23 protein-coding genes are annotated in these 24345 nt (G+C 47.3%); 1 reads left to right on the forward strand and 22 read right to left on the reverse strand.

Annotated elements, in window-relative coordinates:
* Positions 1 to 62 precede the first annotated feature (62 nt).
* From mtaB to prmA, 4 genes are all read right to left on the reverse strand, one after another.
* Positions 63 to 1403, reverse strand: coding sequence for a tRNA (N(6)-L-threonylcarbamoyladenosine(37)-C(2))-methylthiotransferase MtaB (gene mtaB, locus GON05_RS21620; RefSeq protein ID WP_127449799.1), 1341 nt, complete (start codon positions 1401 to 1403; stop codon positions 63 to 65).
* A gap of 5 nt (positions 1404 to 1408) precedes the next feature.
* Positions 1409 to 2176 carry a 16S rRNA (uracil(1498)-N(3))-methyltransferase gene (locus tag GON05_RS21625; protein ID WP_157322307.1) on the reverse strand — a complete coding sequence of 256 codons (768 nt, stop codon included), beginning with the start codon at positions 2174 to 2176 and terminating at the stop codon, positions 1409 to 1411.
* Between the two features lie 117 nt (positions 2177 to 2293).
* Entirely contained in the window at positions 2294 to 2965 is a 672-nt protein-coding gene (locus GON05_RS21630) for a site-2 protease family protein (protein ID WP_157321691.1), read from the reverse strand.
* Between the two features lie 10 nt (positions 2966 to 2975).
* Positions 2976 to 3950: a 50S ribosomal protein L11 methyltransferase gene (gene prmA / locus GON05_RS21635; protein ID WP_157321693.1), complete on the reverse strand. Its 975-nt coding sequence runs from the start codon at positions 3948 to 3950 to the stop codon at positions 2976 to 2978.
* Positions 3951 to 4187: 237 nt separating this feature from the next.
* Here prmA and GON05_RS21640 point away from each other — a divergent pair, with 237 nt between their 5' ends.
* Positions 4188 to 4994 (forward strand): glycerophosphodiester phosphodiesterase, encoded by an 807-nt coding sequence (locus GON05_RS21640; protein WP_157321695.1) that lies wholly within the window; start codon positions 4188 to 4190, stop codon positions 4992 to 4994.
* Positions 4995 to 5064: 70 nt separating this feature from the next.
* Here the strand turns inward: GON05_RS21640 and GON05_RS21645 are convergent, their stop codons facing one another.
* From GON05_RS21645 to GON05_RS21735, 18 genes are all read right to left on the reverse strand, one after another.
* The gene (locus GON05_RS21645) at positions 5065 to 5340 is read right to left on the reverse strand and encodes a hypothetical protein (protein ID WP_157321696.1); all 276 of its coding nucleotides are present in this window, start codon (positions 5338 to 5340) and stop codon (positions 5065 to 5067) included.
* 1 nt (position 5341) lies between these two features.
* The gene (locus tag GON05_RS21650) at positions 5342 to 5491 is read right to left on the reverse strand and encodes a YfhD family protein (protein WP_157321698.1); all 150 of its coding nucleotides are present in this window, start codon (positions 5489 to 5491) and stop codon (positions 5342 to 5344) included.
* 78 nt (positions 5492 to 5569) lie between these two features.
* Positions 5570 to 6358: a hypothetical protein gene (locus GON05_RS21655; RefSeq protein WP_246239281.1), complete on the reverse strand. Its 789-nt coding sequence runs from the start codon at positions 6356 to 6358 to the stop codon at positions 5570 to 5572.
* A 17-nt stretch (positions 6359 to 6375) separates the two neighbouring features.
* On the reverse strand, positions 6376 to 7599 hold the full coding sequence (locus GON05_RS21660) for an ABC transporter permease (protein WP_157321702.1): 1224 nt from the start codon (positions 7597 to 7599) through the stop codon (positions 6376 to 6378).
* Positions 7596 to 8273, reverse strand: coding sequence for an ABC transporter ATP-binding protein (locus GON05_RS21665; protein WP_157321704.1), 678 nt, complete (start codon positions 8271 to 8273; stop codon positions 7596 to 7598). The genes GON05_RS21660 and GON05_RS21665 overlap by 4 nt, the downstream gene beginning before the upstream one ends.
* 83 nt (positions 8274 to 8356) lie before the next feature.
* The gene (locus GON05_RS21670; protein WP_309491763.1) at positions 8357 to 10087 is read right to left on the reverse strand and encodes an alkaline phosphatase; all 1731 of its coding nucleotides are present in this window, start codon (positions 10085 to 10087) and stop codon (positions 8357 to 8359) included.
* A gap of 242 nt (positions 10088 to 10329) precedes the next feature.
* Positions 10330 to 11442: a molecular chaperone DnaJ gene (gene dnaJ / locus GON05_RS21675; RefSeq protein ID WP_127449817.1), complete on the reverse strand. Its 1113-nt coding sequence runs from the start codon at positions 11440 to 11442 to the stop codon at positions 10330 to 10332.
* A gap of 108 nt (positions 11443 to 11550) precedes the next feature.
* Positions 11551 to 13398, reverse strand: a complete 1848-nt coding sequence (gene dnaK / locus GON05_RS21680; RefSeq protein WP_157321706.1) for a molecular chaperone DnaK — start codon at positions 13396 to 13398, stop codon at positions 11551 to 11553.
* 74 nt (positions 13399 to 13472) lie between these two features.
* Positions 13473 to 14048, reverse strand: a complete 576-nt coding sequence (grpE, locus tag GON05_RS21685) for a nucleotide exchange factor GrpE (protein ID WP_157321707.1) — start codon at positions 14046 to 14048, stop codon at positions 13473 to 13475.
* A 60-nt stretch (positions 14049 to 14108) separates the two neighbouring features.
* Entirely contained in the window at positions 14109 to 15650 is a 1542-nt protein-coding gene (locus GON05_RS21690) for a TCP-1/cpn60 chaperonin family protein (protein WP_157321709.1), read from the reverse strand.
* A complete protein-coding gene (gene hrcA, locus GON05_RS21695) occupies positions 15647 to 16675 on the reverse strand; it encodes a heat-inducible transcriptional repressor HrcA (RefSeq protein WP_127449825.1) in 1029 nt (342 codons plus the stop codon). The genes GON05_RS21690 and hrcA overlap by 4 nt, the downstream gene beginning before the upstream one ends.
* A 111-nt stretch (positions 16676 to 16786) precedes the next feature.
* On the reverse strand, positions 16787 to 17266 hold the full coding sequence (locus tag GON05_RS21700; RefSeq protein WP_127450506.1) for an N-acetyltransferase: 480 nt from the start codon (positions 17264 to 17266) through the stop codon (positions 16787 to 16789).
* Positions 17267 to 17419: 153 nt separating this feature from the next.
* On the reverse strand, positions 17420 to 18571 hold the full coding sequence (gene hemW / locus GON05_RS21705; protein WP_157321711.1) for a radical SAM family heme chaperone HemW: 1152 nt from the start codon (positions 18569 to 18571) through the stop codon (positions 17420 to 17422).
* 133 nt (positions 18572 to 18704) lie between these two features.
* Positions 18705 to 20519, reverse strand: a complete 1815-nt coding sequence (gene lepA, locus GON05_RS21710; protein ID WP_157321713.1) for a translation elongation factor 4 — start codon at positions 20517 to 20519, stop codon at positions 18705 to 18707.
* A gap of 76 nt (positions 20520 to 20595) precedes the next feature.
* A complete protein-coding gene (locus GON05_RS21715) occupies positions 20596 to 21009 on the reverse strand; it encodes a DUF3679 domain-containing protein (protein WP_157321715.1) in 414 nt (137 codons plus the stop codon).
* 59 nt (positions 21010 to 21068) lie between these two features.
* On the reverse strand, positions 21069 to 22295 hold the full coding sequence (gene spoIIP / locus GON05_RS21720) for a stage II sporulation protein P (RefSeq protein ID WP_157321717.1): 1227 nt from the start codon (positions 22293 to 22295) through the stop codon (positions 21069 to 21071).
* 588 nt (positions 22296 to 22883) lie between these two features.
* Positions 22884 to 23861, reverse strand: a complete 978-nt coding sequence (locus GON05_RS21730; protein WP_157321721.1) for a TIR domain-containing protein — start codon at positions 23859 to 23861, stop codon at positions 22884 to 22886.
* The gene (locus GON05_RS21735) at positions 23858 to 24331 is read right to left on the reverse strand and encodes a nucleotide-binding protein (protein WP_157321723.1); all 474 of its coding nucleotides are present in this window, start codon (positions 24329 to 24331) and stop codon (positions 23858 to 23860) included. Before GON05_RS21735 ends, GON05_RS21730 begins: the two co-directional genes overlap by 4 nt.
* Positions 24332 to 24345 lie beyond the last annotated feature (14 nt).

Below are 24345 nucleotides of genomic sequence, written 5' to 3' on the forward strand. Positions count from 1 at the left end.
ATCGCGGCCAACTCAGGAAGCGACCGCGCTTAGAGGTAAATGTTAACGTCTAGACATTTGACTTACAAATTTACTACAGCTGCTGTTTCTAGCACTCGTACCAATTGGCCTTTGCTTTCATTCACGCCCGCTTCCGTCACTTTCACACGGCAAACTTGGCCGATCATGTCTTCTGAACCTTGGAAAACAAGCTGAACATAGTTATCCGAGTAGCCCATGTACAAACCGCTGTCAGGTGCGCCTTTGTAAGCACGTTCCGGAATTACTTCCAGTACTTGACCTACAAACTGCTGCGCATAAGCAAGCTGCATTTTCTCAGAAAGATCGATCAGCTCGTGAACGCGCGTATTTTTGATTTCCTCATCCACTTGATCTTCCATCCGCGCCGCTGGTGTGCCAGTCCGCTTGGAATAAGGGAAGACGTGCATCTCGGAGAATTTCATGCGCTCCATGAATTCTACGCCGTTACGGAACATTTCTTCGGTTTCACCCGGGAAGCCCACGATCACGTCCGTCGTAATGGCAACGTCCGGCATAATCTCATGCAGGCGCTCAATTTTGCTGGCGAATTCAGCTGTCGTATATTTCCTGCGCATGCGCGCTAGTACACGATCATCTCCAGCTTGCAAAGGAATATGCAGATGACGGCACATTTTGTCCGAGGATTTCAGAACCTCAATGACTTCGTCTGTAATTTGGCTTGCTTCGATTGAAGAAATCCGAATACGTTTCAGGCCTTCGACTTTGTCCAAATCCCAAAGCAATTTAGCCAAGCTGTAATCCTCAATATCTTCGCCATATCCGCCGGTATGAATACCCGTCAGGACAATTTCCTGATAGCCTGCAGCCACTAATTGCTCCGCTTGCGCAATAACGCTTTGTGGCTCACGGCTGCGCATTAGCCCGCGCGACCATGGAATGATACAAAATGTACAGAAATTGTTGCAGCCCTCTTGAATTTTCAGAAAAGCTCTTGTCCGATCAGCAAAATCAGGCACATCCAGTTCTTCAAACTGACGTGTTTTCATGATGTTGCGAACCGCATTAATCGGTTGGCGATCCGTTTCAAATTGCTTCACAATCGGAATAATTTTATCACGGTCCTGTGTCCCGATAACCATATCAACACCCGGGATCGCCATGATCTCAGCCGGAGAAGTTTGCGCATAACAGCCTGTTACGGCAACTATCGCCTCCGGATTGCGACGAATCGCACGGCGGATCATTTGGCGGCTCTTTTTATCCCCCGTGTTCGTTACCGTACAAGTATTGATTACGTAAACGTCTGCCGTTTGTTCGAAATCAACCTGTTCGTATCCCTCATTTTTGAAAAGCTGCCATATGGCCTCTGTATCATAGAAATTAACTTTACAACCTAATGTATGAAACGCTACCGTTGCCATAACGCTTATCCTCCCATCTCTCCGGTTTCATAGAAAAGACACGTAAGACCTACCATCGCAGCAGTCTCCGTGCGTAAAATACGAGCCCCTAGGGATACGGATCGGAAGCCTGCCTCTTCGGCCTGCTTAATTTCTTGCTCCGTAAATCCGCCTTCCGGCCCCACTGCAATAACGACTTTGCTTCCTTGTCCCAATTTACCCGCGGCGAGCGCTTCCTGGATGGCTGGCTTCAATTGCTGGCCATCTTCTTTTTCATAACAGATCCACGCAGCATCCGCTTCTTTGGCCTGCTGAAGCAGCTGCTTCCACGAATAAACGGCTTCTACTTGCGGCACACGATTGCGATGTGCTTGCTCGGCGGCTTCTTTGGCAATCTTCTGCCAACGTTCCGTCCGTTTCGCTTCCTTCTTGGCGTCGTATTGCACAATCGTACGCTCCGATAAAAAAGGAAGAAACCGGGCTGCCCCGATCTCGGTCCCTTTTTGAATAATCGTTTCCATCTTATCGCCTTTGGGCAGGCTCTGAGCAATCCAGACCTGAACCGCCGACTCAGCGTTCATCGGCAGTTCCTCCACGATTTCCGCGGTGACTTGCCCCTTATCTAACTGAGAAATCCGTACGAGCACTTCGCGATCCAAGCCATTGCTGCAAATCACCTTGTCGCCGATGTCTGCTCGCATCACGCGCATCAGATGATGTGCGTCGTCTCCCTCAATGGTGACAGTCTGATTGTCAAGGTGAAACTGCTCGGGCGGGAGAAAATAACGCTGCATAGTCCAAGCCTCTCTATCTTCGTTCATTTCCATGTCAATTGGATTCCTAGGTCAATCTTCCACTCACCATCATACCCTTTTTGAACCAGAAAAGCTACAAAGGGATGAAACTGGCAGCTACAAACCAAGAATGAACGCGATTGGCCTGGAAAATAGCGCTATGATATTATTCCCTAATCCTAAATAAGGATCTAATGTCACCTGGCGCAGCGGTCGAACGAATACAACAAGCAGGAAAATGACCGATGCCCACTGCTCAAACTTCTGTAAAGACTCCGTGTATCTCAAATCGACTAGATCTTGAATAATACGGTACCCGTCGAGCGGCGGAATTGGAATAAGGTTGAACAAGAAAAGGGTTAAGTTTATTTCTAACATTTTTCCTAAAAAGATTAGAATTGCACTGGCGCTTCCTGTTGACATGCCTTCGAGCCAACCGTATTTCTTGAAGAGCACATAGACAAATAAACTGATAAATGCAAGAATCAAGTTGCTTATCGGCCCTGCTGCGGTAACGATGATCCCCATTAAACGTGGGCTTTTGAAATTCCCGCGATTGACAGGGACCGGTTTTGCCCAACCGAACCCGGCAATGAGCAGCATAATGGTCCCGAAAAGATCCAAATGCACCATCGGATTCAAGGAAACCCTGCCGAATTGATAAGCCGTAGAATCTCCTAATTTATAAGCGCTATACGCATGTGCGAATTCATGAATCGTAAATGAAAGCACGAGGACCAGAATAACGAAAGGCAGCGTACTCCAGTCATAAAACAATAATCCTCCCATGGATGAACACCTACAGCTTTCTAGCTACGATTACAACCCAATTCGAATCATAGTTTTTCTCTACAATTGTAAATTTGGCAGCAACCAGCGCTTTTTCGACGAGCTCTTCCTTAGCGGTAATAATACCGGACGTTATGTAATAGCCACCTTGCTGCAGAACTTCATAAACATCATCAACGAAAGTAACAATAACCTCTGCCAAAATGTTAGCGACAACCAGCTGCACAGGAATCGTAACGCCAAGCTTGCTAGCGCCTTCTGTTTCGCTTTCTTTCAGAACACCAAGCAAATCACTCAATTTTACCGTAATGTTAGATTCGAGCCCATTCTGTTTCGTATTATCCTCAGCACTAGTCACAGCAACAGGATCTAAATCCACGGCTAAAACATGCTTAGCCCCGAGTTTGGCGGCTGCAACGGACAAAATGCCGGAACCCGTTCCAACATCAATGACATCATCCCCTGGCTGAAGCACCTTCTCCAGCGTTTTCAAGCATAGTGACGTTGTCGCATGTGTGCCTGTTCCGAACGCCATGCCAGGATCAAGTTCCAGAATCAGTTCACCAGGTGAAGCTGTATACTCTTCCCATGTCGGTTTAATCGTTAGACGGTCCGTGATGCGAATCGGTTTGAAATATTGCTTCCATGCGTGCGCCCAATCCTCGTCATCCACTTCTCTAAGTTCATAAGTTGGATTGCCCGTATCAATGTCGTATTCGCTTAGTTGTTCGACCGAAGCCTTTAAATTCGCCATAACCGGCTCCATATCCGTCCCATGGTAGAAATAGCCTTTGATCACAGCTCTTCCTTCGGGAATGTCGTTAAAAGGCGTTTCATACAGCTGGCCAAATGACGTGTCCCGCTCTTTGTTTAGTGTCCCTGATTCTTCAATTGAGACGCCCCCAGCGCCTAATTCATGAACAAAGTTCGTAATCATTTCTATTGCTTCTTCTGTCGTATATACGGTTAATTCTTGCCAAAGCATCAGTCGTGCTCCTCCTATCGGTTATCACCTTCGCGAAAATAAGCCCATCAGGGCTATTTTTACAAGGATCATTGTACTACACTTCGCTTCTTGGGTAAAATAACCTGAATGTAAGCGCTATATTTTTTTATTTTCTTAATAATCTCCTAATACATTCGTGGTACATTTAATAACAGGTGAACAACAGTTATCAATGGCTATTACCTCACTTATACTATCCTAGAATGGAGTCTTCGCATGGTAAGAACTTTCCTCATTTTTCTTATTATTGTTGGGTTGGAACTCACAGCACCTTTTGCTAGTGCCACCCTGCTGGCTGATAACTACAGCCAAGTGACCGCTCACCGCGGCAGCTCCAAGAAAGCGCCTGAGAATACCTTGAGCGCGTTCCGCCAAGCCATTGCGGATAAAGCTGGATTCGCCGAACTAGACGTGCAAGAAACGTCGGACGGAGTTGTTATGCTCATGCATGATGACAGTGCTCAACGCACGACGGGCATCAACAAAAACATGTGGGAAGTCACCTCATCTGAGCTTAAATCTGCCAGTGCCGGTAATTGGTTCAGCCCAAAGTTTAAAAGCGACCGCGTCCCTACACTCGATGAAGTGATCGAGCTGACCAAAGACCGGATCAAGCTAAATATAGAGCTGAAAAATAATGGGCACGGTGTACAACTTGCTCAGAAGACGGTTCAAATCATTGGCGCTCATGAGTTTGAAAAGCAATGCACGGTCACGTCCTTTGATGTCGGTTTACTTCACACCGTAAAAAAAATGAACCCTCGTATTAAAACGGGGCTTATTATAAGTCAGAAATCAGAAACTTCCTCCCTTTGGGAAAGTCAAGATTACGACGTCGTCTCTGCGGCATACCCGCTAGTCAACGATGAATTCATGAAAGAAGCCGCATCGCACAACAAAGAAGTTTACGCTTGGACGGTCAACGACAAACCGTTGATGAAGCGTATGCTTGCGCTCGGTGTCACAAGTATTATTACAGATGCTCCCGATCAACTCATTCATTTAATGAACGTTCATAATTAACTTATCTTTTGCAAAAATATAAAAGCATCGATTACTCGCGCATTACACGGGTAACGATGCTTTTGTTCGTTTATATGGAACCGCCGGCACTCTCAATAACACGGCATGCTTGATCGTACACAGAGTCGTCAATGACTGCAGCCAGGATGATATCCAAGCCTACTGACTTCATGTCCCCGTCTACGCTCATCATACTATCCGCCATCGCAGATTCAAAACCGCGTCCAATTTCATTATTGAACCGGTCCACCTGAACTTCAGCAGCTCTTAGCGCTTTTAGCTTGGCTGCCGCACCTTCGGCTTGCTCAGGAGAATGGAAATAAGCAAGAATTGCTTTTTCCGCCATGTTAATTGTCTTCCTGTCTATGATCCGCAGCTTTCGCCCGTTCGGCCGCCTCGAAATCGTCCCGATCGGCAACCTCAGCCGAAAATTCTACATCCTCGTTTTTGGCAACTGGCAACTGACTATGCTTTTCTTGGTTTTGTTTCGCACTCATCGTTGAACCTCCTGAAAGCTATCATAGTAAAATCCAGTTTTTAGTTTGCCAAAACGAGTTTTTATTATACGAAACAGCCTATTCCTTTATTTTCTCGAAAGAGGCATCATAGAGCCGAAACATCGTCTTGTAACCCGATTCATCCAGTTTCACGCCTACATCGAGCTTGCCTGTGATGAGCAGCGGACCCGAAGTGTATCGAAGTTTGACATCATCCGGCACAAATACGATCATAATTTTATTCCAATAGGTTTCATCCCCATTATCAAAAGGACATTCTGCTCCCGGTTTTGGAATCAGCAGGAACCAATGCTTTTCAAAGGAGAGCACTTCACCCATGAAGCCTTTGATTTGCACCGTTTTACCACTCATATCCCAGAAGCGATCCGAGGGGGTATCCTGCTTCTCATTGTCAAAAAACTGATCCCAGTTTATTTCGTTGGAAGCTGGCGATGGCTTTACCGTTTTACTGGGTTCAGCGACTGCAGGCTTCGGTTGCGGGCTGGAGGACGGCGCAGCATCCGTTTTGACATTTGTTGCGTCAACTTGTGGAGGTGTGCTTTGCACAGCTTTAGGAGACTCCGCTACTTTCGGAGATGGAAGCGGTGTAGGCTGTGTTTCTGTAACGGTTGTTGTCGCTACAGGTTCAGGAGTAGGCTTTGGCGATTCGGACGGAACGGCTTTGTCCGGCGTAACAGATGGGACTGGCTGTGCACTTACAGTTGGAAGCGGAGAAGGCACAGAGCTTTCGATCGTGGTCTGATCCATACTGCCGAACGTTTGACCTGCGGTGTCCATTTTCTTTTGACCGCATCCTGAAACGAGTAGGACGACAGCCAAAACGGACGTGAACAGCATTTTTCTCATTTTCATCACCTCAGACTTCATGACTTGAATAATTGCAATGGATCTACACGATAGGCCTGCAATGCCGGGCCTGTTGAAGCAAGAACACCAATTCCTAATGTTCCGGCAATTAACAGCCATTCTCCTTGCATGAACTGAAAGGATTGCAGCTGCAAACCTGTATATTCAAATACAGCTTCGCGGCTTAAATAACCGCCGAGATGGCCTGCCAGCATGCCCAGAACAAGGCCGAGCACCGTCAGCAATAATCCTTCTCCGATCAGCGAGGACCATATGAATCCTTTGGATTTTCCAATTAAACGCAGTAAAGCGACGTCTTTCTTTCGTTCATTCACAGCTGCGACAAGCGAAAGAAGGATGGTGCCTGCGGCAAGCAAAATGCAGATGATCGTGACAACCATTAGCGCCCCGGTTCCTTTATCGATGACGTTCACAACATCAGCAACCGCTTTACTTGTATAAATCGCTTGAACATTGTTTATTTGACCGTATTTCGTTTTGATCGATTGTGCACCGAGCAGCGTCTTCGGCTTGATCAGAATGGAGGTGACTTCCCGATGTTCAGCATCCTGCCCCTCATGCACAGCCCAAGCGTAATCCAAAGTCGTAAAAACAGCTCGATCATCGGAAGTAAATAATGGCGGTAAGATACCAACTACGGTATATGTAAAATTATGATGATGCTCCTCTTCAGCGGAATCACCTTCGTGATCTTCGCCTTCCGCTTCTTCAAGCCCTTTAATCAAGCCATGCGCGCCTTGGAATTTATCTCCGATATGAAGCCCTAGCGAGCTCGCAATGTGCGATCCAACTATGGTCTCGCCAAGCTTTCCGTACATTTTCCCTTCCGCCATCTGCTTCTCTGTTCCATAGCGGGAAGCGAAATAGCCGGGTTCAATCCCAACGATAGGAAATCCGTTATAGTTATCTCCCGTCGTCATCGCATAGGCGCTATCAACGGACTCATCCTTTTGAAGCTGGCTGAGCAGTGAAAACGGTACATTCCCTGTAGGAGCGCCTACATGATAATAAGTGTTCAAAGCAAGCTGCGTCGCGCTGCCTTTGGCACCGATCGTTACCTCGAAGGGACCGTAGCCCTTCTCAGCTCCCTGCTCAAGCCCTTCGCTGCAAAGCAGTAAAAACACAACCAAAGCGGCCGTAATCGTTACAGATAAAATGGTTAGCAGTGAGAGTGTTTTACGGTGAAGCATATTTCTCCAGACTAAAGCCACTAATCTCATACGGCATTTCTCCTCGATAGCTCATTAATTTCGCCGATATGAACACGTGTCGGATACATTTCCGCCAGATGCAAATCGTGAGTAACGGTAACAAGCGTGAGCTTCTCCGTCTCACAAATGTTCAGCAATAGCGACATGACATCGCCAGCTGTTTCCCAATCTAAACTGCCTGTAGGCTCATCGGCCAGCACAAGCTGCGGCTTAGTTAGAATAGCTCGAATAATGGCGGCTCTCTGCTGCTGCCCTCTCGACAGCTCATTCGGCATATGATGCTGACGATCCTTCAAGCCGACTCTCTCAAACCAGTCATCAAGCTGGTCTTTGGTCATCTTCTTCGACCAGGTATCCGGAACAATGAGCTCAACGTTCTGTCGGGCAGTCAGTGATGAAATTAAATGAAAATCTTGAAAAATATAACCGACATGCTCCGCACGGAAACGATCTCTCTTACTTTGCGAAAATGTATGAAGCGGTAAGCCGTTCACACGTATTTCCCCTTCGTCTGGAACCATAACACCGCTGAGCAAGTGCAGGAGCGTGCTTTTACCGCTTCCGCTCGGGCCGAGCAAAGCAATGCGTTCCCCTTGCGCAATGCTCCACGAAGGAACACTTAGGATTTGCAGCTTTTGCCCATGCATCGTGAATGACTTTGAAATATTGTTCAACTCAATCATAGCTGTCCTCCAAATTCATAGGTCCAAGATAGGAAAAGAGGACAAGGGAAGCGTGATCCCCTGTCCTTTCTTTGCCATTACTTTTAGTTTTTCACGATGCGCTCGTTGAAGGAATCCCATGTCATCGTTTTGCCAGTCAGCTTATTGAATGCTTCCAGCGGCAGGTACAGCTTGCCATTGTCGACATTGCCAACAAGTGTGCTTTCACTGCCATTTTCCGTGATAGCTCCCGTTTCAACTTGTACGGATAACTTTTGGTTGTCTTTGGAAAGTGTAACGGATTTCGTTGCTTCGTCCCAAACCACTTGAATGTCTAATGCTTCAGCAAGCGATTTCGCTGTAAACAATGTTTTGTTATCGCGAGTTACTTTGAACAATGGGTACAAGTACTTATCTTGCAGTTCTTTTGTTGCTGCAGCCAGGTCAGCGCCAATTACTTTTGCACCGCTTTTGGCAATATCCGTATTATCGATGTCGCCTTTAACCAAAGAAGCGATCGGTCCGTATGCCCATACACCAACGTCTACAGCAGTATGTCCATGTCCCGTCCAGCCAATAGCTAAACGTTTGGATACAACAGCGTTGTAACCTCCAGCACGTCCATAAGAAGAGCCGTCACCTTTCAAAATCAAGGCAATTTCCTCGTCAGACAAATCTGTGAAACCAATGTTGTCAGCAACGATTTTACGAACGTCATCAGCTGTTTGAGCAGCTTTCAAAATCGCATCCAAATACTCGTAGGAGTGCTTCTCTTTATTAAACAAATCTACGTTCAATTCATACACATTGTTAATCCCCAAGGACAAACCGCCTGTTTCATGGTCAGCCGAGACAACAACGGAAGTATTTCCGTCTTTTTTCGCGAAATCAACCAATGTTTTGAATGTTGCATCCAGCTCCAGCATTTCTTGAACGTTAGCTGGCAGATCGTTCGCGTGGCCCGCGTGATCGATACGCCCTTGTTCAACCAATAGTACGAAACCATCTTTATTTTGGGATAAAATATCAAGTGCTTTTTGCGTCATTTGCGGCAAGCTTGGTGTGCTCGCATCGCGATCCAGTACGTATGGAATTTCGTTCATTGCGAAAAGTCCAAGCGCATGGTCAGCTGTAGCAGGAATTGCATCTAAACCTGCTTTATCAAACGCTGTTTTGAAGCCTTTTGCTTCATAGTCAGGAATGATATTTTTGTCAGTACGTTTTCCTTTATCGTCTTTAGTTACAAAGTTCGTTTTACCGCCGCCGAAAATAACATTTACTCCGCTAGCTAAGTATTGAGAAGCAATTGCGTTCTGGTTACCGCGTTGACGAACGTGGGATGCCCATACCGCAGGTGTTGCTCCAGTAATATTGTCTGTAGATACAAGTCCAGTAGACTTGCCTTGTTTCATAGCTGCTTCGATAATGGAACCATAAGGCTTAGCAACATCGCCGTTGGAAACGCTGATCGCATTGTTGTAAGTTTTGTTACCTGTCGAGAAGGCAGTTGCAGCTGCAGCGGAGTCAGTTACAGCACCGGATTCCGACGTGTATGGACCTGCTTGCGAGTATGTAGTTGCTTTACCAACATAGTATCCGCCATCAAGCTCTAAGCGGTCTTTATTTAAAAACTTTTTGGAGTAGTATCTTGCTGCCGTCACTTCAGCCGGACCCATGCCGTCACCGATCAGTACGATCAGGTTTTTGGATTGCGGTTGCTCCGCTGGAACGGAAGTCGGAGTTGTTTCAGCAGCTGATGCTACGCCTGCTACGTTTAGAGCCAGTAAGGAAATTGCTAGACCGGAACCCATGATTTGTTTCAAGCTTTTTTTCAAGGTGTATTCCCTCCAAATATAAAGTATCTCACGTGATCTAGCATAACTTTCATAGATTAAGAGGAAGTTATCGTTACGTATTCGCTATGTAAAAGATTCCATATACTGTTAGCTGAATGTAAACAAGTTGTGAACTTGCACCCTGTAGCCCAACAAAAAACACTCCACTTGGCCTCTTCAACAGATCAAAATCTGTGAAAACGTCAAGGGAGTGCTCATAGTTCTTATTGAAAAATATGAATTTAGTCGCCCAAGAAAGCTCTTTTCATACGTTCGAAAATCGATTGGTTCTGCTCATGCGTATGCTCACCGGTTTGTTTGCCGAATTGGCGCAGCAAATCCTTCTGATCTTCGCTCAAGTTCGTAGGCGTTACCACGATCACTTTCACGTGTTGGTCACCTTGACCAAAGCCGCGCAAGTGCGGAACCCCTTTTCCTTTTAAGCGGAAATACGTGTCGGTTTGCGTGCCCGCCGGAATTTTGAGCTTGACTTTCTCTGTCAGCGTCGGGATCTCGATCTCATCACCAAGTGCCGCTTGCATAAAAGTAAGTGGTACTTCGCAATAGACATCATTGCCTTCACGCTCAAAGAATTCATGGGATTTCACCCGAATGACAACGTAAAGATCACCGGATGGGCCTCCACGAGTACCACCTTCTCCTTCGCCTGATACGCGAAGTTGTGCGCCGTCGTCCACACCGGCTGGAATCTTGATGTGAATGGTGCGTTGTTTTTTCACTTTACCCGCGCCATGGCAGGTTCCGCATTTTTCTTTGATGATTTTACCGGAGCCATTACATTGCGTACATACGCGGCGATTCACAATGCGTCCGAATGCCGTATTTTGTACAACTTCTTGCTGACCGCTGCCGTGACAGCCGCCGCAAGTTTCCGGCTTCGTTCCCGGCTTTGCGCCAGAGCCATTACACGTATCGCAATTTTCAGTTCGCGGAATATGAATATCGGTTTCTTTGCCGAAAATCGCTTCCTTAAACTCAATGGTCATTGTGTATTGCAAATCGTTTCCGCGCTGCGGCGCATTCGGGTTACGACGGTTACCGCCGCCACCGCCAAAGAACATATCAAAAATATCGCCAAAGCCGCCACTGAAGTCTTGGCCGCCCATCCCTTGGTTCGGATCAACGTGACCAAACTGGTCATATTGGGCTTTCTTCTGATTATCGCTAAGCACATCATAAGCGTCTTTTGCTTCTTTGAATTTATCTTCCGCATCCGCAGCTTTATTCACGTCAGGGTGATACTGACGCGCCATTTTACGGTAAGCCTTTTTGATGTCTTCTTGCGAAGCATCCTTGCCGACCCCAAGCACCTCGTAATAATCACGTTTACTCATTGTTCCACTCCCATGTTCAAGACTACAAACGGAAAGTCAAAGCCACGGGGAACCCCCTTGGCTTTGACTCATTCGTTTCTACACATCCAGCATTACTATAGGATATGTTTATTTTTTTTGTTCGTCAACCACTTCGTAGTCCGCGTCAACAACATTTTCTCTACCTTTAGGAGCTTCGCCTGCTCCTCCGCCTGCTGCACCGTCATCTGGACCTTGCCCAGTGGAAGCTTGCTCATACAGCTTCACAGAAAGCTGTTGGATCACTTCTGTAAGCTCTGCAGTTGCAGCTTTGATTGCTTCAAGATCGTTGCCAGCTAGAGCAGCTGTTACTTTCTCTTTGGCAGCATTTGCTTTATCGATCTCGCCTTGGTCTACTTTGTCGCCAAGATCTTTGATCGTTTTGTCAACGGAGTAAACAAGTTGATCGGCTTCGTTGCGAGCTTCTACAAGTTCTTTACGAGCGCGGTCTTCTTCAGCATGAGCTTCCGCGTCTTTCACCATTTGTTCAACTTCCGCATCGCTTAAGCCGCTGGAAGAAGTGATCGTGATTTTTTGGCTTTTGCCTGTTCCTTTATCCAAAGCGGACACGTTCACGATACCATTCGCATCGATATCAAAGCTAACTTCGATTTGCGGAACGCCGCGAGGAGCCGGAGGAATATCACCAAGCATGAAACGGCCCAGTGTTTTGTTGCCGCTAGCCATGGAGCGCTCACCTTGAAGCACGTGAATCTCTACGCTAGTTTGGTTATCTGCATAAGTGGAGTACACTTGTGATTTCGTTGTTGGGATCGTCGTGTTGCGATCGATCATTTTCGTGAACACGCCGCCTGCTGTTTCGATACCAAGGGAAAGTGGTGTTACGTCAAGAAGAACAACGTCTTTTACTTCACCAGTCAAAACACCAGCTTGAACTGCTGCGCCTAGAGCAACAACTTCATCCGGGTTAACGCCTTTGTGAGGCTCTTTACCTGTCAATTTTTTGATCGCTTCTACAACCGCAGGAATACGAGTGGATCCGCCGACAAGAACAACTTTGTCGATTTGGCTAGTGGAAAGCCCGGAATCTTGCAAAGCTTGACGAGTTGGTCCAAGCGTTCTTTCTACCAAGTGAGCGGAAAGTTCTTCGAACTTCGCACGAGTAAGGTTTAACTCCAAGTGCTGTGGCACGCCGTCAGCTACTGTGATGAACGGCAGGGAAACCGTTGTTGTCAGTACGCCGGAAAGCTCTTTTTTCGCTTTTTCAGCAGCATCTTTCAAACGTTGAACCGCTGCTTTATCTTTGCTAAGGTCAATGCCTTGCTCTTTTTTGAATTCAGCTACGAGGTAGTCAATGATGACTTGGTCAAAATCATCGCCACCCAGTTTGTTGTCACCGCTTGTTGCTTTAACTTCGAAGAAGCCATCGCCCAATTCAAGGATGGACACGTCAAACGTACCGCCCCCAAGGTCATAAACCAGAATCGTTTGGTCTTCTGTTTTCTCCAAGCCGTATGCAAGTGCTGCAGCTGTAGGCTCGTTGACGATACGAAGTACTTCAAGACCAGCAATTTTACCAGCATCTTTCGTTGCTTGGCGTTGGCTGTCGTTGAAATAAGCTGGAACTGTGATAACCGCTTGTGTTACCGATTGGCCCAAGTAAGCTTCTGCGTCAGCTTTCAGCTTTTGAAGAATAATCGCTGAAATTTCTTGTGGCGTATAGTCTTTGCCATCGATGTGCTCTTTGTGGTTCGTACCGATGTGACGCTTGATGGAGCTGATTGTTTTGTCAGGATTTGTGATCGCTTGACGTTTTGCTGTTTCACCAACTACACGCTCGCCATCTTTCTTGAAACCAACAACGGACGGCGTCGTGCGGTTACCTTCCGGATTAGGAATGACGACGGCTTCTCCGCCTTCCATAACAGCTACGCAAGAGTTTGTAGTACCTAAGTCAATACCAATTACTTTACTCATGTTAAAGCTTCCTCCTTTTGCTCCTAGGGAACATTTGAATAGATTCGATATTTTTATTTTTAAAATGATAAGATCTAGACGCTAACTTTCACCATAGCTGGTCGGATGACTTTATCTTTAAGGATGTAGCCTTTTTGAAGCTCCTCAACGACAATGCCTTCCTCGTGCTCGTCAGATTCAACCTGCATGACAGCCTGGTGGAATTCCGGGTTGAACGGTTGACCAACGGCTTCGATCGGCTTCAGGCCTTCAGCCGTCAGCAGTTGATCCATGCCGCGATAAGTCATATCCAAACCTTTCGCCAATGCGTCGAAATCCTTCGTCTCTTTGCTTGACGCTAACGCGCGATCGAAGTTATCTACAATCGGCAAAAGCTGCTCAATCAATTTAAGTGAAGCATATTTAGCAAAGTCTTCCTTCTCCGCTCTAGCGCGGCGGCGGAAGTTGTCGAAGTCCGCTTGAACGCGCAATAAACGCTGGTAGTTTTCTTCGGCTTGCACACGCGCCTTCTCTAATTCACTTGCCTCCGCAGAAGCATCAGCTTGAGTGTCTTGAGCTGCCGCATCTTCCTGGTTTTCTGCGGTTTGCTCGTTGTCGGCTGCGTATGTAGTGTTCACGTCTTGCTCTTCTGTTTTGTTATCAGTACTCAATTGTCCTTCACCTCCTCAACATAATACAACAAAATTTCGTTATCGTCAGTTTGCCCAGCTTTACTCTTCTTCAAAAGGCTGCTTCATCTTAATCACGGTATGAATACGCAATACAGCGGCAGCAACCTCTCCTGCAGCTTGCAATGCATGAATTTTCACATCTGCGGGGTCTACAATGCCGGCTTCGACGAAATCCGTCACCTGACCGGTGTCGCAATCGATTCCGAGGCTATCGGTTTCCAGCGCGATCTGTGCCGCTTTCAGCTCTTCAACCTTTTCAAGCGGATTGTAACCCGCATTGACAACGATCTGAGCCAGCGGCTTGCGCAGTGCTCCTGCGACAGCGGCCACACCGAAGCCCTCCATGCCCTTCATCGTCTCGCGGACGCGCTCGAGATCATGTGCGACCGCCATCTCTGCGGCGCCGCCTCCGGGCAAGTACCCGCCGCGCACGGCGGCTTGCACGGCTGAGGCGGCATCCTTGGCGATGCGCGAGCGCTCATGCGCCGCTTCGCGCGTCGCTGCGCCGACGATCACGGTCACGTGCTGCTCGCCGTGACCACCCGCTACGCGCACGCGCCCCAGGCGCTCGTCGTACGCGGCATAGCCCGCGCGGCCTAGCGCCGCGTCAAGCTCCGGCGCGCTCTTGCGCAGCGCCGTGCGACGCACCGGCCGAGCGCCGGTGTGCTCGCTCAGGTGCTGCAAGTCCCTGCGGGACAAGCGCTGCAGCACGATGATGCCATGGTCGGAGCAGAACTGCTCCGCCTCGGGGTCAACCCCGCGGTCGGACGCGATGAGTCCGACCCCAAGCTCCAGCAGCGACGCAAGGTTGCTGCGGAAAAGCTCTCTCAGCTGCATGTACCGCTGGAAGCCTGCCTCGGTGACCAGCGATTCCTCGCTGACCGCCTCAGGCTCCAAGGCATCATGCAGCACAAGAATGCGAGCATCTCGCCGCTCTTGGTCGAGATGCAGGTTCATCGGCTTCTGGTTTAGCAGAATGCCGGTCCAGACCTCGCTGCTCGCCTCTTCATGGGCGATCACGCTGTCTGCGAAGCGATAGCCGTCTTCGCGCAGCTTCGCCTCGCCGACCGCTTCGGCGGCTTGAACGATGAGCCTCGCGATATCCGTCTGCTCTCGCCCCGCCGTGATCGCGATGCGTTTCAGCGCATTATCGCTTAGACCCGTGATCGCGCGGCTTCGGCGCTCCAGGCTTTCTACCGCCAGCTCGATGCCTTGCAGCATCCCGCTGACGACCTTGGCAACCGGTACGCCGCGCGTTACTTGCGCGACACCTTCTTGCACCAGCGCGCCGGCAAGAACCGTCGCTGTCGTCGTGCCGTCGCCAATTTGCCTCTGCTGGCTTCGCGCGACTTGAATCATCAATCTGGCTGCGGGATGGGAAACGTCCATTTTTTCTAAAATGGTGACTCCATCATTGGTGATAATCACATCACCCTGTCCGCCAACCAGCATGGTGTCCAGCCCCTTAGGGCCCAGTGTGCCCTCAACCGCGGAACAAATAGCTCTAACGGCTGCTGCATTATTAACTAATGTAGAGTAGCGTTCTTCGCCCTCGCTGTGTCCTGTCTTGATACCGCTCATTTGCCGTACCAACGTCCCAGCACGTCTTCCATTTGCTTCGATAAATGATTCATTAAACTAATGACCCTGCCGTATTCCATTCGCGTTGGCCCCAAGATGCCTATGGTACCCAGAGGCTGGCCGCCAATCGAATAGGAGGCCGTAATCAAACTGCAATTATTTATGGCTTCAATACTATTTTCAGCACCGATTTTGATCTCCATGCCTTCATTTGTCGGAGTAAACAATTTGATAAGTGTAGGTGCTTCTTCCAATAGATCAAAAATGCTTTTCACCTTGTCAACATCCTTAAATTCAGGCTGTGTCAGCATGTTGGTCATACCGCTAAGAAACACGCGATCCTTCTCATCACTTTGCAGCACACTTTCCACAACCGAAAGCAGCTCCTGGTAACCATTCACATATTTGCCCAGCTCGCTCGCGACTTCATTATAAAGTCGGGATTTAAACTGGATCAGCGGCACATTCTGCAATTTGGCATTCAGAATATTGACAACCTTCTCGATGTCGGACATTCGAATACCATCAGGAATCGTAATCGTTTTGTTCTCCACATGCCCTGTATTCATGACAATGATGGCAACAGCAGTCGTCTCGGTAAGAGGGATGATCTGCAAATGCTTCAACGTCGTACTGAATACCTCAGGCCCAAGCACAATCGATGTATAATTCGTCAAGGAGGACAGTACACCGGCAACATGCTGGATAACACCTTCCATCTCTTGAATGCGCTGAGCAAAAGTGCCCTTCATTGAATTCAAATCATTCTCATGCAAAGTCCCATGCTGGAGCAGATGATCGACATAGTAACGATAACCTTTGTGCGAGGGAATACGGCCTGCGGACGTATGGGGCTGCTCCAAGTAACCCATCTCTTCGAGATCGGACATTTCGTTACGAATCGTAGCCGGACTGAAACCGACATTGCCTCGTTTCGAAATACTTCTTGAACCAATTGGCTCTGCTGAACGAACATAATCATCTATGATAGCACTTAAAATCATGCGTTGCCGATCCGTCAACATCAAGTACCCCTCCTCTTCACAATCGCTCTATGATCACTTTCGTTAGCACTCGTATTTAGTGAGTGCTAAATCCTAATACAAAAATAACAGACCCTAAGGTCTGTTGTCAAGTCAATCCAATCGTTTGAGTACGGCGATTTCATCGCAGCAATACTGTTTTTTGCAATGCATACAATCTTTCCAAACCTTCTCCGGAAAAATCTCTTTTGGTACAAGGGTAAAACCATTTTTTTGAAAAAAAGCAACTTCATACGTTAGCGCCATTACTTTCACAATGCCTTGGCTTCTTGCTTCTTCAACCAGGAAATCAACCAGCTTGCCGCCAATTCCTTGCCCTTTGAAGCCTGGCGTCATCCCTAGCGAGCGAATCTCGACAAGATCGGGTCCAAGCCTTGTAAGGGAGCCGCAGCCTATTAATGTACCATCATGCTCAGCAACGACAAAAGAGTCAATTTGCTCCTCCAGCATTTCCTTGGTACGCGGCAGCATAATGCCCTGCTTCGCATAGCCTTGTATAATTTCATAAAGCTTATCGATATCGATAATCGATGCTTTCCTAACGGACACTGTAGTTGATGAATTCACTGTCATCCCACCAATCGCAACAAAAATGCACAAAACCCACGCTAGCGTCTTCACAGCCTAACCGCTGCAACGCTTGTGGATTCATGTATAAATATACAACATACCGTATATTTGCACAAGGGATTTTTTGCCCGACTCCGGGTCAAATTCAAGAAGGGCTTAAGTTAAGAAAGAAGCAAACACTTCATTGCCCAGCAGAATGCCATGTTTGGATAACCGATACCCGTCTGGCGTTCGCTCCAACAGCTTTTTCTGTTCCCAGCCTTTAATGGTTTCTCCGAAATGTGCTTCAATCGTGTCTCCAAACTGCTCTTGGAAATCGACATTCCGAACGCCTTCCAACAGACGCAAGCCGACCATCATGAAATCTTCCATGGCTTCCTGCCGCGTAACTTCAAATTGTTCCATGATCGGCAATCCTGTTTTTGTCGCATCAATGTAAGGCTGAATCCCTTTTACATTCACATGACGCTGCCTATTCATATAGCCATGCGCGCCTGCGCCAAGTCCATAGTAAGATCGGTTACGCCAATACATCGTATTGTGCTTGCTTTCCCGCCCTGGCTTCGCAAAGTTGCTAATTTCATATTGCTTGTAACCTGCAGCTTCCAAACGCTTCATAATGAGCTCATACATATCGACCTCTTCATCTTCACTTGGCAGCGGCAGCTGATTTTTGTTGAACAACGTGTGGAACAACGTATTTTCTTCCACTTTTAAACTGTAGATGGAGTAATGCTGCAGATCGAGCGATAAAGCTTCATCCAAGGTCGCCTGCATGATCTCGACGGTTTGTTTCGGCAAACCAAACATTAAGTCGATGGACAAATTGTCAAAGCCAAGCTTTTTGGCATTCTCAATGCTTCTATGCACATCATCTGTATTATGAATACGGCCAATTGCCGAAAGCAGATCATTGTTAAATGACTGTACGCCAAAGCTTATGCGATTGACGCCGCCTTCTTTCATTACCGCAAGCTTATCTTCATCCGTGGTTCCCGGATTGGCTTCCATGGAAAATTCGACTTCCGCCGCGTCAGCCGGAAAATACGTGCGGACCATCCGTAAAAACCGCTCCATTTGATCAGGAAGCAAAACAGTCGGTGTTCCTCCGCCTACGAAAATTGTCTCTACTTTAGCCGGCGGGTTATTTTTTACGGTAAGCTCCATTTCACGTTCCAGCGCATCTAAATACTCCATAACAGGCTGGCCTTTGAGCACATAGGAGTTAAAATCGCAATAATGGCATTTATTTGTGCAAAACGGGATATGAATGTACACAGCAGTTGGAGCTGCATAAGTAACTAACATAAGGGTATTTCCTTTCTATCCTGGACAGCCAAATTCGTCGTCCTTGCGGATGAGCGCGTTTGTCTAGGTTATCAACTGATAAGAAGCCAAGGGACAGAGTACTCTGCCACCCCAGCTTCTTATTCACTGCAAACTATTCGTCTATTTTGAGTACAGCCATGAACGCCTCTTGCGGCACTTCCACGCTGCCGACCTGCTTCATGCGCTTTTTACCTTCTTTTTGCTTGTCGAGCAATTTCCGTTTACGCGAAATGTCACCGCCATAACACTTGGCAAGGACGTTCTTCCGCATAGCTTTAACGGTTTCGCGGGCTACGATCTTTTGTCCGATTGCCGCTTGAATCGGCACCTCGAACATTTGGCGAGGAATCAAATCCTTCAATTTATCGCAAATGATTTTACCGCGGTGATATGCGGTATCCCTATGAACAATGAAGGAAAGCGCATCGACCTGCTCGGAATTGAGCAAAATGTCCATTTTCACGAGATTCGATTTCTTGTATCCGGACAATTCATAATCAAAGGACGCATAACCTTTTGTTCTGGATTTCAGCATATCGAAGAAGTCATAAACGATTTCAGACAAAGGGATGTCGTAAGTCAATGTGACACGATTGCTATCCAAATACTCCATGTTCAAATATTCGCCGCGCTTGCCTTGGCATAGCTCCATGATCGTTCCTACATAATCATTTGGCACAATGACGGAAGCTTTGACATACGGCTCTTCAACGAAATCGATACGTTGTGGATCCGGATAATTCGATGGGTTATCAATGTCCATCACATCGCCATTCGTTAACGTGATGCGGTAGATAACGCTTGGCGCCGTCGTAATTAACGGAATGTTGAACTCACGTTCAATACGTTCCTGAATGATTTCCATGTGCAGCAGCCCCAAGAAACCACAGCGGAAGCCAAATCCGAGCGCTGTCGACGTTTCAGGTTCGAAACGAAGTGATGCGTCATTGAGCTCCAATTTCTGCAGGGCTTCACGCAAATCATTATAATCCGTTGTTTCGATTGGATACAATCCACAGAAAACCATCGGGTTAATCCGTCGATAGCCTGGCAGCGGCTCTGGCGCTTGACGATCCGCTTCGGTTACCGTGTCCCCGACGCGTGTGTCTCCGACATTTTTGATACCAGCAACGATGAAACCAACATCTCCGACTTCGAGCGATGGAACCGAGGACATTCTTGGCTTGAATGCGCCAACCTCGATGACTTCGAACGTTTTGTTGGTCGCCATCATCTTAATTTTGGAACCTGCCTTGATCGAGCCGTCTACAACACGCACATAAACAATAACACCTTTGTATGCATCATAGTGAGAATCGAAAATCAACGCTTTGAGCGGATTGTCAGGATTGCCCTGTGGTGCCGGCACTTTCTGGCAAACTTGCTCGATGATTTCCTTAATGCCGATCCCTGCTTTCGCAGAAGCGAGCACCGCATCGCTGGCATCAAGCCCGATCACGTCTTCGACTTCCTGCTTCACTTTATCCGGATCAGCGCTTGGCAAATCGATTTTATTAATGACAGGTAAAATTTCCAAGTTATTTTCAAGCGCCAGATACACGTTAGCCAGCGTTTGAGCTTCAATTCCCTGTGCAGCGTCCACGACCAGCAAAGCGCCTTCGCAAGCCGCAAGGCTTCGGGATACTTCATAAGTAAAGTCGACGTGTCCTGGTGTATCAATCAGATTAAGGATATAATCAATGCCGTCATCCGCCCGGTAATTCAGTCTTACCGCTTGCAGCTTGATTGTAATCCCGCGTTCCCGCTCCAGATCCATTTGGTCAAGTACTTGCTCCTGCATCTCACGGGTCGACAGCGCACCTGTATATTCCAAAATGCGGTCAGCAAGTGTTGATTTGCCGTGATCGATATGAGCGATGATTGAAAAGTTTCGAATTCTTGATTGTCTTTCGCGAATGTCAGTCATGCTAACGTAATAACCCCCACAACATGCAAATAATTTTCATTATAGCAGTTGTGGGAAGTTGCAGCAATGTACACCCTCATCCTTTGCCCAATATAGCGTCAAAGATCGACACAAACAGCTTAATTCCATGATGCGATGCGATTTGCAGCAGGTCTCCGAGTTTATTTCCCACATGATTCAGAGAGTTGTCGTGGTCGGCTACGGGATCCGCTTGCTTATCGGCTTCAGGTTTCGCGGTTGAACCTGCATTTGTTTTAGTACCTGCGTCACCTTTGGGGGCTGGAGATGTAGTTGCCTTACCGGCACTCGCAGCTGCAACTGTCCCCTTCGCAGTTGGCTTCACCGGTTCTTGTGCGGCGGCTTTCGCAGAAGGTTGAGGACCTTGAATTCGTTCCATCCCGCTGGACGCTAAGCTGACACCGAATAAAATGCAGAACAGCAGCAGCAATCCGAACAAGCTCACCTTGATATAAAAGTGCCTCAGCTTCATGAGAAAGCCTCCTTTAAATTTCATGATGTTGCTCTAAGCTTCTTCATTCCTCAAATTGCTTAGGATTGCTTAGGACTTGCAGCCGGAGCGTCAACTTTCTTCGCATTCAAAATCACTTCTGAAATGGCATCGGCCAGCCAATCCGTTGTTCGATAGCACTCCTCCAATGAATTGTAGGGACCGCCTACCTCAATCAATATGTTGTTTGGCGAAAAGTTCTGATTATATAAGCCATTGCCTTCACTAGCTTCCTTCGCATGGATCCCTTTGGAGATCCCAGGATGTTTGGCCTCCAACACTTGATGAATCTTATTGGCGAACTCCTCATTTTTTTTCCAATTTGGATTCTTTCCTCCGATGATGAAATACACCTGTGCGTAATCTTTGCCGTCAATCGTAACGGTTGTTTTATTGCGAGCCGCGGAATCCCGATGCAGATCGAAATAATACTGTAAATCCGGATGCTGGGCGGCTGCTTCCTGCAATGTTTTTAAGGAATATTTATAAGAGTATGGATATTCGAAATTTTTAACCGTACTTGGATAAATGGTTTGTGAATGGACAGCTCCAATTCCGTCTTTTTCCAGATTCTGCGCCAGCCGTTGGCCAACGGAAATGATGTTGACTTTATCGCTGTAAGCTTTGTCCGGATCTGTAACTCCCTTGAGCTCAGGCAGGAAAGATTCATTGCTATGGGTTTGGTAGATGAAAGCTACATTGTCACCTGCTGATTTGGGCGGCTGGCCTGTTTGGCTCACAACTGGCATTGTAGTACCCGTTGGCGTGGGTTCGGGCGTCGGGCTCGGAGGATTCTTGGCCTCAGCTTCCAGATCCGTAGAGACGGGATTGTAATCCACAGGATCGCTCGGGTTCGCTTCGCTTCCTTTGACCAGGACGGTTGACTTGTTGGCATCCATACCTGGAACTTCGCTGGCTACCAAACTTTTCGGGTCACTTGGATTAATATCCGTCAGGAACTGGAAAGCAAAATGAAAGACATTGTGCTGAGAGAACGTAAACTTCTTCTGGTCTTTATTTAGATGAGGCACTTCCATGCCAAGCATATCGATAAAAAACTGATTCGTGACAGACGCGGCTAAACTTTTCATCGACGAAACCGGTGAGGTCGTTATGACTTTATTCTGCAGATAACCTCCTACGCCAACTAAAACAAAAATGGCTAATGTTGCTGCGCTTAGAATAAAGAACGTTTTTCCGACGGAACTGGCGCTCTGAAAGGTTTTTCGAACGTGGCTGAGATTGAGAGTGGCTGAAGTCCATTTCATAGTCTGATTCCTCCTAAACTATCTTAATTCAATCTATGAAACGAGCCCCGTCGATAGAACCCGAAACGATAGAATTTTTTGATAGAAGGAGATAACAGCATCACTTGCACTCTTGGCGGAGGGGGGGGGGACCTCATACGAGGGCTCTGTTAATCTACGGTACTCCTTTGAGGAACTACAGGCTGCTATTCTAGCAAGTTCAGCCTGTTGCCCCGTTCGAGCGGAACTACAGGCTCTTATTTGACCGCCAAACCCGTTTTCTTGAAGAAAACGAAATAGCAGCCCACAGTTCCCCTCCGCGCAAAAAAGAGCCTATTTCGATGAAATAGCGCTCTGTAGCTCCCCTCCCAGGCCAGGGTGAAACCGCTAAAGCCATAGCAGCAATTTTCATGGGGTGGAGTACTTAAGTAATAAAAAAGAACCCCGTTAGGGGTTCTTGAACGTTCCATATTGAGTTAAGCTAAGGACTCGAAATCGAATGATCCTTTGGCTACGATTGTTACCCCGCTTGGTTTGTTAAGAACCGTGGGGCCATTATATAGTTTGGTCTTATCGGTAGCTTTGTGGGCATGTTTGGCGGTTAGTCGGTTACGAACTTTCTTCATGTGCTTCAGCATAGAGAATCCTTCCTTTCACAATGGATTTGAGTGAAGACACGAGCTTCGCGTTTCTTTCCGATAACTCCATCATAACTTGATGGTGATTGCGCTGCGGAATATCCGCTCTTGTTTTGAAATGTATGGAAGAAACGATGGTTGGATGCAGCTTTACGCAATATATATATTCAAACTCGCCGTCTTCTTTATCCTTGGCTCGCCCGAGGTAGATGTTCGTATCTTTGCCGCGGTAGCATTCCGCCAGGTAACTGGTAGGATCATTCACATGAAAACTGTGATTGTTGCTGACCTGTCCTGCACGGCCAAACTGCTGTAAAGTAACTCCGTCATCAAGAAGCTCAAACAACGTTGCAGCCGTCACTTCTTGAAGCTCGATTATACCACAATTGGTATCAAATGTCTTATGGAATTTGTCTAGAACACGGTCATAATCCACGTTTGAGACACTCAGCGAGTCCAGCGCATCAAAGAGGAAACTGCGAATGGCATCATTCTTTTTCAAATCGGATGGTTTCATCCGTTTCTTATGCGCAGCAATGCTGCTTTTCATTGGATAAAGATGAGGGCCTGCCAACTCCCCGATTTCTGGATTCATTTGCGTGTCATCGACTCGCAGCGGGTTATAGCCTTCGAGGTATTCAGGCAGTTCGCCGTCGCTCGACATCACAATAAATGTTCTGCTGTGCCCTAGCTCACCAATGCATAGACCAATGAGTACCAAGAGATTGGCATAAGTCACCTTATGCTGCATGTCCTCGCGACTCAGAATCAGCAGAGCAAAATCTGTTTCTTCAATATGCTTTTTGAGCATCTTTAATTTATGCTGGGATGCCGTCAGGACACCTTGGTTAATGACGGTGACATCAGCCGTCGAAGCTAGCTGCGATTGATAGAATTCCGCCCAAAGTAGACTTGCAGGCGAACAACCAATAAACATTTTAGGTTTCATTTGATTCTCAATCCTAACTCTTTCAACATTCGTTTCACAGTGTAAGTGGCCGGTCCCAGACCCGCCATCAAGCCGGATGGATGATTTGCTTTATAAGTAAGCGGTGTCAATCCCAAAAGGTCAGTGGCAATATGAAGGTCTTCTTTTTCCGGGATGAGAAAATAAGTTCTTTCTAAGCCGATCTGCCCGATGAACAATCCAAGCTCCAGAATCACATTATCGCGAACGGTACTGACAACCGAATCTCTCAAAAGTGTTAAATCATTTGGTTGAAAGACAAAAATAGCGAAATCACTTGCTTGAGCCTGCTTGATTAGCGGTGCTAACGTTGTATGTGAAGGCGGGAATAGCAACTGGCTCCAAACCGTGACATCACAGGAAAAATGGAGATTTGACTGCAAAGCCTCTGCTACGTCAATACTTTCAGCAGACGACCCAATGAATAGCTTTGCCAGCTGTGTGCTGCTCACAGTAACCACTTCCT

Origin of the sequence: Paenibacillus anseongensis (assembly GCF_009757995.1) — a bacterium.
Taxonomy (GTDB): Bacteria; Bacillota; Bacilli; order Paenibacillales; family NBRC-103111; genus Paenibacillus_E; species Paenibacillus_E chondroitinus.

Bases quoted from the DNA above. Each gene is read 5' to 3' on its own strand.
- mtaB (WP_127449799.1), bottom strand. From the start codon at position 1,403: ATGGCAACGGTAGCGTTTCATACATTAGGTTGTAAAGTTAATTTCTAT.
- GON05_RS21625 (WP_157322307.1), bottom strand. From the start codon at position 2,176: ATGCAGCGTTATTTTCTCCCGCCCGAGCAGTTTCACCTTGACAATCAG.
- GON05_RS21630 (WP_157321691.1), bottom strand. From the start codon at position 2,965: ATGGGAGGATTATTGTTTTATGACTGGAGTACGCTGCCTTTCGTTATT.
- prmA (WP_157321693.1), bottom strand. From the start codon at position 3,950: ATGCTTTGGCAAGAATTAACCGTATATACGACAGAAGAAGCAATAGAA.
- GON05_RS21640 (WP_157321695.1), top strand. From the start codon at position 4,188: ATGGTAAGAACTTTCCTCATTTTTCTTATTATTGTTGGGTTGGAACTC.
- GON05_RS21645 (WP_157321696.1), bottom strand. From the start codon at position 5,340: ATGGCGGAAAAAGCAATTCTTGCTTATTTCCATTCTCCTGAGCAAGCC.
- GON05_RS21650 (WP_157321698.1), bottom strand. From the start codon at position 5,491: ATGAGTGCGAAACAAAACCAAGAAAAGCATAGTCAGTTGCCAGTTGCC.
- GON05_RS21655 (WP_246239281.1), bottom strand. From the start codon at position 6,358: ATGAGAAAAATGCTGTTCACGTCCGTTTTGGCTGTCGTCCTACTCGTT.
- GON05_RS21660 (WP_157321702.1), bottom strand. From the start codon at position 7,599: ATGAGATTAGTGGCTTTAGTCTGGAGAAATATGCTTCACCGTAAAACA.
- GON05_RS21665 (WP_157321704.1), bottom strand. From the start codon at position 8,273: ATGATTGAGTTGAACAATATTTCAAAGTCATTCACGATGCATGGGCAA.
- dnaJ (WP_127449817.1), bottom strand. From the start codon at position 11,442: ATGAGTAAACGTGATTATTACGAGGTGCTTGGGGTCGGCAAGGATGCT.
- dnaK (WP_157321706.1), bottom strand. From the start codon at position 13,398: ATGAGTAAAGTAATTGGTATTGACTTAGGTACTACAAACTCTTGCGTA.
- GON05_RS21690 (WP_157321709.1), bottom strand. From the start codon at position 15,650: ATGAGCGGTATCAAGACAGGACACAGCGAGGGCGAAGAACGCTACTCT.
- hrcA (WP_127449825.1), bottom strand. From the start codon at position 16,675: ATGTTGACGGATCGGCAACGCATGATTTTAAGTGCTATCATAGATGAT.
- GON05_RS21700 (WP_127450506.1), bottom strand. From the start codon at position 17,266: ATGACAGTGAATTCATCAACTACAGTGTCCGTTAGGAAAGCATCGATT.
- hemW (WP_157321711.1), bottom strand. From the start codon at position 18,571: ATGTTAGTTACTTATGCAGCTCCAACTGCTGTGTACATTCATATCCCG.
- lepA (WP_157321713.1), bottom strand. From the start codon at position 20,519: ATGACTGACATTCGCGAAAGACAATCAAGAATTCGAAACTTTTCAATC.
- GON05_RS21715 (WP_157321715.1), bottom strand. From the start codon at position 21,009: ATGAAGCTGAGGCACTTTTATATCAAGGTGAGCTTGTTCGGATTGCTG.
- spoIIP (WP_157321717.1), bottom strand. From the start codon at position 22,295: ATGAAATGGACTTCAGCCACTCTCAATCTCAGCCACGTTCGAAAAACC.
- GON05_RS21730 (WP_157321721.1), bottom strand. From the start codon at position 23,861: ATGAAACCTAAAATGTTTATTGGTTGTTCGCCTGCAAGTCTACTTTGG.